General features: G+C 62.0%; 10 protein-coding genes. 7 read left to right on the top strand and 3 right to left on the bottom strand.

Translation table 11 applies throughout. The features are described 5' to 3' along the window. Positions 1 to 136 precede the first annotated feature (136 nt). Positions 137 to 1285: a 3-deoxy-7-phosphoheptulonate synthase gene (locus tag B0G57_RS21285; RefSeq protein WP_018440113.1), complete on the top strand. Its 1149-nt coding sequence runs from the start codon at positions 137 to 139 to the stop codon at positions 1283 to 1285. On the opposite strand, the gene B0G57_RS21290 is transcribed toward B0G57_RS21285, so the two are convergent. The 3 genes from B0G57_RS21290 to B0G57_RS21300 all read right to left on the bottom strand — a co-directional run bounded on the left by B0G57_RS21290 (position 1254) and on the right by B0G57_RS21300 (position 4205). Then, positions 1254 to 2024, bottom strand: coding sequence for an enoyl-CoA hydratase (locus tag B0G57_RS21290; RefSeq protein ID WP_018440112.1), 771 nt, complete (start codon positions 2022 to 2024; stop codon positions 1254 to 1256). The two genes, B0G57_RS21285 and B0G57_RS21290, sit on opposite strands and share 32 nt — an antisense overlap. Continuing rightward, a complete protein-coding gene (locus B0G57_RS21295; protein WP_018440111.1) occupies positions 2021 to 3187 on the bottom strand; it encodes a CaiB/BaiF CoA transferase family protein in 1167 nt (388 codons plus the stop codon). The genes B0G57_RS21290 and B0G57_RS21295 overlap by 4 nt, the downstream gene beginning before the upstream one ends. A gap of 121 nt (positions 3188 to 3308) precedes the next feature. Further along, positions 3309 to 4205 carry a LysR family transcriptional regulator gene (locus B0G57_RS21300; protein ID WP_026229565.1) on the bottom strand — a complete coding sequence of 299 codons (897 nt, stop codon included), beginning with the start codon at positions 4203 to 4205 and terminating at the stop codon, positions 3309 to 3311. Between the two features lie 263 nt (positions 4206 to 4468). Between B0G57_RS21300 and B0G57_RS21305 the strand changes: the two genes are divergently transcribed. The 6 genes from B0G57_RS21305 to B0G57_RS21325 all read left to right on the top strand — a co-directional run bounded on the left by B0G57_RS21305 (position 4469) and on the right by B0G57_RS21325 (position 12255). Beyond that, a complete protein-coding gene (locus tag B0G57_RS21305) occupies positions 4469 to 6133 on the top strand; it encodes an alkaline phosphatase family protein (RefSeq protein ID WP_018440109.1) in 1665 nt (554 codons plus the stop codon). 211 nt (positions 6134 to 6344) lie between these two features. After that, complete coding sequence (locus tag B0G57_RS21310; protein ID WP_018440108.1) at positions 6345 to 7751, top strand: FAD-containing oxidoreductase; 1407 nt, start codon at positions 6345 to 6347, stop codon at positions 7749 to 7751. 206 nt (positions 7752 to 7957) lie between these two features. Continuing rightward, complete coding sequence (locus B0G57_RS31850; protein ID WP_223258600.1) at positions 7958 to 8338, top strand: hypothetical protein; 381 nt, start codon at positions 7958 to 7960, stop codon at positions 8336 to 8338. A gap of 20 nt (positions 8339 to 8358) precedes the next feature. Beyond that, positions 8359 to 8958: an O-fucosyltransferase family protein gene (locus B0G57_RS31855; protein ID WP_223258599.1), complete on the top strand. Its 600-nt coding sequence runs from the start codon at positions 8359 to 8361 to the stop codon at positions 8956 to 8958. Positions 8959 to 9602: 644 nt separating this feature from the next. After that, the gene (locus B0G57_RS21320; protein ID WP_102606795.1) at positions 9603 to 11069 is read left to right on the top strand and encodes a carbohydrate porin; all 1467 of its coding nucleotides are present in this window, start codon (positions 9603 to 9605) and stop codon (positions 11067 to 11069) included. A 118-nt stretch (positions 11070 to 11187) separates the two neighbouring features. Further along, positions 11188 to 12255, top strand: coding sequence for a DMT family transporter (locus B0G57_RS21325; protein WP_018440106.1), 1068 nt, complete (start codon positions 11188 to 11190; stop codon positions 12253 to 12255). The last annotated feature ends 21 nt before the right edge of the window (positions 12256 to 12276 follow it).

Below are 12276 nucleotides of genomic sequence, written 5' to 3' on the forward strand. Positions count from 1 at the left end.
GTGTAGACGCTGGGGAGTTCCTCGTCCAATGCGGCGGGTTCGAGCGATTCTCATTAAGAGGGACGACGGGCTCCGATCGACGGCCCCCGAAGTGAGTGATAATCACGCCTGCGCCCGCATATTCCGGAGATTTTCCATGAGAAGCATCGACGATCCTCTGCACGACAAAGAGGTAGGCGTTGCCGATGTTACGCAGGACACGACCCGCATCGACGACGTCCGCATCGGCGCCGTCCGTCCGCTCATTTCACCCGCGCTACTGCAGGACGAACTGCCGGTATCGCCCGAAGTGCAGGCGCTCGTCGAGCGCAGCCGCGAAACCATCGGCAACATCCTGCACGGCCGTGACGATCGGCTGCTCGCCGTGGTCGGTCCCTGCTCGATTCATGACCACGACCAGGCCCTCGACTATGCTCACCGGCTCAAAGCCGCGGCCGATGCACTGAAGGACGACCTTTACATCGTCATGCGCGTCTATTTCGAGAAGCCGCGCACGACGGTCGGATGGAAGGGCTATATCAACGATCCGAGGCTCGACGGGAGCTTCCGCATCAACGAAGGGCTGCGCTGCGCGCGACAACTGCTGCTCGATATCAATGGCCTCGGGTTGCCGGCGGGTACCGAATTTCTCGACCTGCTCAGTCCGCAATACATCGCGGACTTGATTGCCTGGGGCGCGATCGGCGCGCGCACGACCGAGAGCCAAAGCCACCGTCAGCTCGCATCGGGCCTCAGCAGCCCGATCGGATTCAAGAACGGCACCGACGGCGGCGTGCAGATCGCCGCCGATGCGATCGTCGCGGCGCGTGCGAGCCATGCCTTCATGGGCATGACGAAGATGGGCATGGCGGCCATCTTCGAAACGCGCGGCAACGACGATGCGCACGTCATTCTTCGCGGCGGAAAGAAGGGGCCGAATTACGACAGCGCCAGCATCGTGGATACTTGCGGCGTATTGAAGGCGGCGGGTCTGCGAGAGCAAGTCATGGTCGATTGCTCGCATGCGAATTCGGGCAAGTCGCATATTCGCCAGATCGAAGTCGCGCAGGATCTGGCGCGACAGCTTTCGCAGGGCGAACAGCGGATCATCGGCGTCATGATCGAGAGCAATCTCGAAGAGGGCCGCCAGGATTTGAAGCCGGGCGTGCCGCTGCGGTACGGGGTTTCGATCACAGACGCCTGTCTGGCATGGTCGCAAACGGAGCCTGTCCTCGATCTGCTGGCGAGCGCGGTTCGCGAGCGGCGCAAGGCAGTCAGCGGCCTTTCTTCGTCGAGCTGGAAGTAAATGCGGCAACCGCTTCGCGGAAAGCGACGCTGCCGTACACCTCTTCGATCAGGTCATCGTCGTCGAGCCGCTGCTCGACGACGATGCGACGCAGACTTTCCTTGACCGCCTTCTGCGTAACCGCCGAAAGTGCCATGAGCCGTTCGGCGAGCGTGCGCGCCGCGGTCTCAAGCGCATCCTGCGCCGAAACCTCATAGACATAGCCGCAATCGAGCGCTTCGCGCGCCGTCAGGTAATCCGCGAGCATCAGCATTTTCTTCACGCGAGGTACGCCGAAGGCTGCCTGCAGCCGTGCGATATTTCGCGACGAAAGCGTATTGGACAGGGTCTTCGCGATGGGTGCGCCGAACCGCGACGTATCGCTACATACGCGGAAATCGCACGCGGTCGCGAGGGCCAGGCCGCCGCCGACGGCCCAGCCGTCGATGACGGCGATCGTGGGTACCGGAATCCGTTCGACCGCGCCGATCACGCTTTCGATAAGAGCCTCGTAGGCCACACCCTGGCGGCCCTCCCGAAAGTCCTTGAAGTAGCCGATGTCCGTCCCCGAAACGAACGACTTTCCCCCGGCGCCTCTGAGCAGGATGCAGCGCACTTCGCGGTCACGTTCGCATTGATCGATGAGCGCGAGCAGCGACTCATACATCGTAATCGTCATGGCATTGTGCCGTTCGGGGCGGTTGATCACGATTTCCGCGGCACCCGACGGGTGCACGACCAGCCCGATCTCCTCGCTCATGACGCTCTCCTCTTGATCTCCGCGAAGATCTCGTCGTTGTGCTCGCCGAGGCGCGGCGGGTGGCGGCGCACTTGTTGCGGCGTGCCGAGCATTTTGACGGGGAAGCCAATGTTCTTGACCTTGCCCTCGACCGGATGATCGATTTCCATGCACATGCGACGGTGCTGAGCGTGCCCGCTCTCGAAGGCCTGGGGATAGGAGAGGAGCGGGCCGGCCGGGATGCCGGCAGCGAGCAGGGCGTCGACCCAATCGGCGCTGTCGCGCCGGGCGAACTCCCGCTCGAGAATCTCGATCATCGCCTCGCGATTCTTCAGGCGCAGCGAGACGGTTTCGAAATCCGGATGCTTCATGAGGTCCGGGCGCTCAAGTAATTCGCAGAGCCTGGTCCATAGTTTTTGGTTCGTCGCGCCCATGACGAAATAGCCGTCGCGCGCCTTGACGGCCTGATAGGGCGCACTCATTTTATTGCCGGTACCGAGCGGAGCCGGCGGCACGCCCGTGCCCCAGTAATCCGACATCTCCCAGATCGCGAAGGCCATCGCCGAATCGAGGAGCGACGCGTCGATATGCTGGCCGACCCCCGTCTTCTGAGCACCGATGTAAGCGGAGAGCAGGCCATAGACGGCAAAGAGCGCGCAACCGAGATCGGCGACGGGCACCCCGCATTTGACCGGCTTTCCACCTTTATAGCCCGTCACGCTCATCACGCCCGACATGGCCTGCGCGATCAGGTCGAAGCCGGGCCGCGAAGACCAAGGCCCGCTTTGCCCGAAACCCGAAATGCTTACGTACACGATTTTCGGATTGATCTTGCGGATCGATTCATAATCGATCCGCAATCGTTGCACGACACCCGGCCGATAATTCTCGACGATGGCGTCGGCGGTCTTCGCCAGCTCGTAGAAGGTCTCGCGCCCTTCGTCGCTCTTGAGGTCGAGCACGATCGAGCGCTTGTTTCGATTCAGGTTCAGGAAGCCCATACTGTCGGGGCCCTTCATCTTGAAGCCCATCGCACTACGCGTCTGGTCGCCTTCGGCCGGTTCGACTTTGATCACGTCCGCGCCGGCATCGGCGAGCATCATGCAGGCGAACGGACCCGCCATGACCTGGGTTACGTCGAGTACGCGAATCCCTTCCAGCGGCAACTTAGCGGCTTTCGTCATTTGGCGTCTCCTCGCAATGCGAATGGGTTGTACGCCCAACTGTCCGCCAGCGCGACGCCTCTCGCAAGCATCGGCGCATCATGCCTGATTTCGCCGATTGCGAAACCTCGAACTTGCCGCGCTATTCGGCCGGCGAATGGGCGAGAAGCTCGGCAACGACGTTGCGCAGCGTTTGCTCTTGCGCGTGCCAATCGACGGCAGAAAGGACGTAGCTGCGGTGATGCCAGTCACCTTCGAGCTGCATAGAGCCGAGCGTTTCCTCGGGATGAAAACTGCGCAAGACTTCGGGCGGCATCAAACCGACGCCGAGACCATGGCGCACCATGGCCAGCATCGTGTCGAACCCGTTCGCGGTGAAATTGTTGGGGAAGTGCCGTCCGCGGCTGCGATAGGCGCGTTGCACCGCGGACAAGATCGCCGATCCCTTTCCAAGACTGACGATCGGAATATCGAGAATATCGTCGATGCCGAGAGGCTTTTCGGCGAATCGAAAATGCGGCCGGCTATAAACGAGCACGAGCTGGTCTTGCCTGTAGAGCGACTGCGGTAGATCGAGGAAGCCGCTCTTCTTCTCGTATATGCCGATATCGATGATTTTATCGCGCAACAATTGCTGCACGATTTTGCTGTTTTCCTCGACGATTTTCAGGCTGATGCCCGGGTACTTGCGCTGAAGGCCGGCAATGTCGCGAGCGAGGAATTCGATGATGACGGCTTTGGGCGCGCCGATAATGATGCGTCCGTCGAGACCGTGCTTGAGCGCTTGCGCATCCCCTTCGAGGCGGTCGACGAGATTGTCGATTTGCCGAATGTATTGGAGCAGCTTGTCGCCGGCTTCCGTAATCTGGACGCCATGAGGTACCCGCCTGAAGAGTGTTGCGCCGAGCTGTTGCTCGAGGTCGGACACGCGGCGCGATGCGGCCGCGACGGCGAGATTCAGTTTGTCCGAAGCGCGCGAAATGCTGCCTTCCTCAACGATGGCGAGGACCAGCCGGACGGTGGTCGTGTCGATTTTCACTATGGCTCCAGGGTGGGCGATCGATTCGCCAGACGGTTGTAGCACGCGGACGCGCGAATGACGAGCGCGCTTCGTTCGCGCGAAGTCGTCGCCGGCGGCGATGACATACACAGCGATCGATCATCGCCTTCGTCGACTCCCTCCTCGCCTCACTGCCATCTTCGATAGCTTTCTGAAAGCTCGCTGTCATTACCGATTCTTACCCGTGGCCCACATTCGACTCTTTACGCGGTCCCGTTCTGTTCCACAACAAGGAGGCAGGAATGACAAATGGCAAGCGGCGGTCTCTCTTCGGCGCGCTATTGGCAAGTGGCGCGATTACAGTGGGTGTTCATCCGGCCGCGCACGCGGAACCGAAGCCCGATGTGAAGCATGTGCTGCTCATCAGCATCGACGGCCTGCATGAGCAGGACGTGGCGCGCTGCATCAGCGCGAACACGTGCCCGAATCTCGCGGTGCTCGCCCAATCCGGCGTGACGTACACGAATGCTTACACGCCTGGCTTGTCGGATTCGTTCCCCGGCCTCGCGGCGCTCGTCACGGGCGGCTCGCCGAAGAGCGCGGGCCTTTTCTATGACGTGTCGTATGACCGCACGCTTTTCGCCCCGTCGGACACGACCTGCTCGGGCAAGCAGGGGTGGAACGTCGTATTCGACGAGACGACGGGCATCGATGGGGAGAATGGCGGCGCGCTGACCCATCTCGACGGCGGCGGCGCCTTCAATCCGCAGGCGATTCCGCACGCGCTCGTGGGCGGCGTCTGCGTGCCGGTCTATCCGCACAACTACGTCAAGACGAACACGATATTCGAAGTCGTGAAAGAGCACGTTGCGGGCGCACGCACGGCATGGGCCGACAAGCACGCCTGGGGCTACGACTGGCTGAACGGGCCGTCGGGCAAGGGCGTCGACGACCTCGCGCGCACCGAGATCAACTCAATCGATCCCTCGACCGGCACGGACTACACCGACGTTTATTCGCACACCGAGAAGTTCGACACCTACCACGTGCAGGCGATCATCAATCAGATCGACGGCAAGAACTCGACGGGTACGGCGAGCGCTTCGGTGCCGACGCTCTTCGGCACGAATTTCCAGACGTTGAGTGTGGCGCAGAAGGCACCGGTCGCCAAGGGCGGCGGCTACCTCGACGCCAGCTTCACCCCCGGCCCGGCCGTGACGAATGCGATCGCCTATGTCGACGATGCGCTTGGCCGCTTTGTTTCCGAGCTGAAGCAACGCAATCTCTATTCGAGCACGGCCATCATCGTCACGGCGAAGCATGGCCAATCGCCGACGGATCACACGAAGCTCGTCAAGAATGGCGATACGTTGACGAAACTGCTCGAAGCCAACAACTACCTGGACCCGAACGGCAATTTCGGTCAGAACAATACGGCGAGCGGCAACCTGAATGACGGTACGGGCCTCGTCGGCACGGGGTTTGTTCAGACGGATGACGTTGGCCTCATCTGGCTGCGCGACCGCAGCCAGTTGAACGCCGTCGTCTCGACGCTCAACGCGAATCTCGGCTGCAACGCGCCCGGCATCTGCGCTGACGGGCCGCAAGCGTACATCCTCTCTGGGTCTCGCCTCGCGGAGCGCTTCGGCGATCCGGCGGCGGGACGCACGCCCGACATCATCGTGCAGCCGAACCCCGGCGTCATCTATACGTCGAGCACGAAGAAGGACGAAGAGCACGGCGGTAACGCGCCGGACGATAGCCATCTGGGACTCGTCGTCTCGTTCCCCGGCATTCGTCACGCTCGCACGATCGATGCGCCCGTTCACACGACTCAGGTGGCGCCGACGATCCTGCGTCTGCTCGATCTGAAGCCCGAGTTTCTGCACTCGGTCGCGCAAGAGGGTACGCGTGCCTTGCCGGGGCTGGGCCTGGGTCATGGGCACGAGCACGAGCACGACGAGTAAGAGAAGCCGAGTAACAGAAACCGAAGAGGAAGCACACGATCGCTGCGCTGCGCCGCGCCGCCGCTCACGAGCGAACGCCGGTCTCCGGCCTGCGTTGGCGATCGATTCGCCTGTGTGTCATGCATGCTTCGCCTATCATGGTTCAGATCGAATCGATGCCGTACTGACCGCATTCGCTGAACGCAGTGATAACTGGCAAAGGTGAAGCAGCATGACCACTCAATTTGACGCGATCATCATCGGCACCGGCCAGGCCGGGCCGGCGCTCGCCGCCCGGCTGTCCTCGGAGGGGATGCAAGTTGCTATCGTCGAGCGCAATCTCTTCGGCGGCACTTGCGTGAACACGGGCTGCATTCCAACGAAGGCGCTCGTCGCGAGTGCCTACGCGGCCCATCTCGCGCGTCGCGCGAGCGAGTACGGTGTGACGATAGGCGGTGCCGTCGAGGTCGACATGAAGCGCGTCAAGGCGCGCAAGGACGAGATCTCGGGGCGCTCGCGCAAAGGCGTCGAGCGCTGGCTCAAAGGTCTTGCGCGCTGCACCGTGATCGAGGGCCACGCGCGTTTCGAATCCGCCGACACTGTACGCGTGAACGACGAATTGCTCGCGGCGAAGCGCATTTTCATCAACGTCGGGACGCGACCGTTCATTCCCCACATGCCGGGGCTCGACCAGGTCGACTATCTGACAAATTCGACGATGATGGATCTCGACTTCCTGCCCGAGCACCTGATCGTAGTCGGCGGCAGTTATACGGGTCTCGAGTTCGCTCAAATGTACCGGCGCTTGGGCAGCGCGGTAACGGTCGTCGAGAAAGGCGCGCGACTGATTTCGCGCGAGGACGAGGACGTCTCCAAGGCGGTGGAAGAGATCCTGCGCAACGACGGTGTAGGAATCGAAACGCACGCGGAGTGCATGGTAGCCGAAAAGCGCGGGAATGGAATCGCCGTCAACCTCGATTGCAAGGACGGCAAACGCGAAGTCATCGGCTCACATCTGCTGCTTGCGGTGGGGCGAACGCCGAACACGGACGACCTCGGGCTCGAACAGGCGGGAATCGAGATCAACGAGCGTGGCTATATCACGGTCGACGATCAATTGAATACGAGCGTGCCGGGCGTGTGGGCGCTCGGCGACTGCAACGGACGGGGCGCCTTCACCCATACCTCGTACAACGACTACGAGATCGTGGCCTCTAACCTGCTGGACGGTGAAAACCGCAGCGTGCGCGACCGTATCGTCGCATATGGTCTCTACGTGGATCCGCCGCTCGGGCGAGCCGGGATGACGGAGAACCAAGTCCGCGATGCGGGCCGCAACGCGCTCGTCGGCATTCGCCCCATGACACGCGTGGGCCGCGCGGTCGAAAAGGGCGAGACGCAGGGCTTCATGAAAGTCACGGTCGATGCCGATACCAAGGAGATTCTTGGCGCTGCGATTCTAGGGGTGGGCGGCGATGAAGCGATCCATTGCCTTCTCGATGCAATGTATGCCAAGGCCCCTTATACGGTCGTTCAGCGTGCCGTCCATATCCATCCCACTGTCTGCGAGTTGCTGCCGACCTTGCTCGGCGACTTGAAGCCAATGACTGAATCGCCGGCCGATCGATCCAAAGATTGATCGCGATCCAGGCGCCTCGTGGATCCGCGGCCCGCGCGGCCCCCTCCAATTACCGATTCCAATGTGCGTGACATCACACAGCGGAGTAAATTTGTCCTGCGGACCTTGCCGCCCCATTATCATTACGCAGCGTTCCCGACGCGGCCGGCAGGCGGCGAAGTTCGCGGGAATGGTCTGATTGATTAGGAGTGCGAATGTACGGAGACGTGTTGGATCTCGTGAGAAAGATCCGCCGCAGCGAGGGATTCAAATATTTCGTCGGCACGCCTGCGCGCCTTGGGGTACATACCAGGCAGCGTCTCAACAAGGATGTCTTCTCGATCGATATCTACGAGGTATCCGGATTCTTTTCGGTGTTGCAGATGGTGCTGTTCGTCCTCATGCATTGCGAGGCAAAGCGACTGACGCCCCGGATCTCCGCGCGCGGAAAGATCTATGGCGACCCCGACGGGAAGGTCGACTGGTTCTCGGAGCTGTTCGAGACCGTCCAGAAGCCGCGCGCCGCGTTGCAGCCCGGAAAATACGGACGTCCAAAGTCAACGATCTGGTTCACCTCGGCTTACGCAAAAAGTATGAAAAAAAGCTGAGGATCGAGAGCGCGAGCAAGTTGTTCCTCTCGCATTACCGCCCTGCCGCGCATATCGCCGAGGAAGTTGCGGCGATCAGCCAGGCGCTCGAGCTCGGCGAATCGACGCTCGCGGTTCACTATAGAGGCACGGACAAGAAGCTGGAAGCCGAGACGATTTCGTGGGAGCGCTTTTGCACGCTCGTCGCGTCCGTCCTTGGTTCACATCCGCATTTGACGAGCATTTTCATTTCGAGCGACGAGCCCGAGTTCATCGATTATTTTCTGGACTGGCCGTTTGGCGTGCGCGTCAAGGTCGCGCCGGCCAAATACCTGGCCAGCGGCAATGTGCCCGTGCATTTCGCAGGCTACCCCGGATTGGAAATCGCTCGCGAAGCACTGCTGACTTGCCTGCTGCTTTCGAATTGCGGATTTCTCGTGAAGACGCCGTCGTATTTGTCGGCCTGGTCGAAGATATTCAATCCCGCGTTGCCGGTTGTACTCGCTTCGCCCCCTCGTCGCGACGCCTTCTGGTTTCCCGACAGCGAGCTATGGACTGAGGCCGCAGTGCATGCGGGAGCGGCCGCGGATTCGATCGGCGAGGAGTTCGTCGCCGCACAGCTCACCACGAATGCCGAGTAGCGTTGCACGATCCGTTGCTTAGCGAAGCGAACGACCTCATCTGTGATGACGGTGCCTGTGGCATTCCAACAACGCAGCAGTACCGCTGCCGCGCCGCGCGGCAATGCGATTCTTCAAGACATCGGATTGTCACGATTTTTTTACTTGCAGGAGCGCAAGCCCCGCGCATAGAATCCGCCCTGTTTTCCAACAGAGGAGTCCTTCGTGGACGCAAGTAGTAGTCGATCTTGTCGGCCGGTGAGAGCCGGCAGCCATTTCGCAATCGTGCGTTAGCGACGTCTGATCTCCTGTGCCGCTGACCGTGATTGCAGGGTCAGCGCGCTTGTTTCGGGACCGATGCCCACGGTCCTTCTCGAGCCGCTTCCTTTTTGTTCGACCGTTCGCCGCGTGCTTCGGGCGCGTGCCAGTGTGCATCGACGCTGCCGGTCGCGCCCGCTCGTTCGCGGGCGCATGAACCGGCGCAGTTTAAATCGCAATCGAGAAGACCAATGATATTCGTTCGCCAAACCCTGCCAATTCTCCGTGACAGCGCATCCATGCCGGTTCGTCGCGTCTCCGCGTTTGCCGGCGCCGCCTTCGCGACGGTGACGCCGTCCTATTACGCAGGGGCATTGCTCGCGTTCGCGCTCAGCGCGGGCGCGGCTATGCCCGCTTATGCGGAATCCACGTCGGAGGCGGCCCGTGCGGAAACGCAAAGCACGGCTGCTTCGGCGCCTGTCGTCGCGGCGGCTTCCGCGCCCGCCGAGGCGGCCGCACCCTCAGCCGAAACAGCCGCGGCCCCCGCATCTGAAACACCTGTAGCACCGCCGGCCGCGACCGGGCTCTGGGAGCGCTCGAACCTGCTGGGCGATATGGGCGGACTGCGGACCTGGCTGGGCAACTACGGTGTGACGTTGAACATTCAGGAAACGAGCGAGCTTTTCGGAAATTTCACGGGCGGGTTCAAGCGAGGTCTTGCCTACGACGGTGCCACGCAGTTCGGCCTCAACGTCGATATGGACAAGGCGTTGGGGATCAAGGGCGGTCAGTTCTTCGTCGACGCGTTGCAGATTCATGGCCGCGGCATCACCGCGTCGCACCTCGGCGCGCTGCAGAGCGTGAGCGGCGTCGAGGCCGAGGCCACGACGCGCTTGTGGGAACTTTGGTATCAGCAGTCGCTTGGCGACAAGCTCGACGTGAAGGTCGGTCAGCAAAGTCTCGACCAGGAATTCATCGTCAGCCAATATTCGGCGACGTTCGTCAACGCGACGTTCGGCTGGCCGGTGCTGCCCGCCGCCGACATGCCCGCTGGCGGCCCCGCTTACCCGTTGTCGTCGCTCGGCGTGAGGCTGCGTTTCAAGCCGACGAATTCGTTGACCGTCCTGGGCGGTGTCTTCGATGGCAATCCTGCGCCCGGCACTGGCGACGTGCAGAAGCTGAACGCCAGTGGCACGACGTTCAATTTGCACAACGGTGCGCTCTTCATCGGCGAACTCCAGTACGCGATCAACCAGCCGCCAGCCGAGGGCTCAGCGTCGCCACAACCAAGCGGATTGCCGGGCACCTACAAGATCGGCTTTTGGTATAACAACGCGCGCTTCTCCGATCAGCACTACGACAGCGCCGGCGTCTCGCTGGCGAGCCCGCTCTCGAGCGGTGTGCCCGCTACGCATCGCGGCAACTGGAGCGTCTATGCCGTGGCGGATCAGATGGTCTGGCGCCCGAGCCCCGACAGCCCCCGGTCGTTGGGCGTGTTTACTCGCGCGATGGGCGCGCCGGGCGACCGCAACGTCGTCAATTTCAACGTCGACGCGGGCGTCGTGTTGAAGGCGCCGTTCAAGGGGCGCGACAACGATTCGGTCGGCCTTGCTGTCGGCTACGCGAACATCGGTGCGAGCGCGAGCGCCCTCGATCGCGACACGGCCGCATTGACCACGCCCGGCTATCCGGTGCGCTCCGCCGAAACCGTCGTCGAGGCCACGTACCAGTATCAGGTGGCGCCATGGTGGCTGTTGCAGGCGGAATTCCAGTACTTCTTCCGGCCGGGCGGCGGTATTCCGAATCCGAGCGAAGGCGGTGCGCGAATCGGCAATGAAGCGGTGGTGGGCTTGCGGACCGTCGTGACGTTCTAAGTTGCCGCGTTGTCGAATTGCCGGTGCCTCGATGCTTCTCTTCGATAGCCGCATCGAAAGGCTGATTGCGATCGGGTATGCTGCGATTCGACCGTGACCCATCAATTTGGCTGCTGCGATGAACCCGAGATTTACTGCGATTCTGACGGCGCTCGTCGCCGCGGCGCTCTTCGGCGCGGCAACGCCGCTCGCCAAGGCGTTGCTCGGATCGACGTCCGCATTCATGGTGGCGGGGCTTTTCTATCTCGGTAGTGGTTTGGGGTTGAGCATCGCCATTGTCGTTCGCCGATTGTCAGTAGACAGGACCGGCAATAAACACATCGATGGCGCGGGCATTCAAAAGAGCGAACTTCCCTGGCTGGCCGGCGCTATCGTGGCCGGTGGTGTGGCGGGCCCCGCGCTGCTGATGCTCGGCCTGTCGACGACGCCCGCTGCCTCGAGCTCACTGCTGCTCAATCTCGAAGGCGTGCTGACGGCGGTGATTGCGTGGGTCGTCTTTCGCGAAAACGTCGATCTGCAGATCTTCCTCGGGATGGTCGCGATCGTCGCGGGAGGGATCCTGCTTTCATGGCAGCCGGGCGGGCATGGGTTGGCTGCCGGCGCGCTGCTGATCGTCGGCGCTTGTCTGTGCTGGGCTATCGATAACAATCTGACGCGCCGAGTGTCGACGAACGACGCAATGGTGATCGCGGGCCTGAAGGGGTTGGTGGCAGGGCCTGTGAACTTGGCGATCGCATTTGTCGCGGGGGCGCATCTTCCGTCCGCGCTTACGATCGCGGCGGCAATGCTGACCGGGTTCGCGGGCTACGGGGTGAGTCTTGTGCTGTTCGTCGTGGCGCTGCGCCACCTGGGAACGGCGAGAACGGGCGCTTACTTTTCGGTCGCGCCGTTGTTCGGCGTAGTGCTTTCGCTTGCGATCTGGCCCGCGTGGCCGCCGGCCCTGTTCTGGATCGCGGCAGGGCTGATGGCTATCGGAGTCTGGCTGCATGTGCGCGAGCGGCACGAGCATGAGCATACTCATGAACCGCTCATGCACGCGCATCGTCACCGCCATGACGAACATCACCAGCACGAACATGACTTTCCGTATAGCGGTGAGGAGCCGCACGTGCATCCGCATTCCCATCTGCCGATCACGCACACGCACGCGCATTTCCCCGACATTCATCATCGGCACCGGCACTGACGAGCGTCCGGTTCCGCTCGG

This window comes from Trinickia symbiotica, from assembly GCF_002934455.1.
Lineage (GTDB): Bacteria > Pseudomonadota > Gammaproteobacteria > Burkholderiales > Burkholderiaceae > Trinickia > Trinickia symbiotica.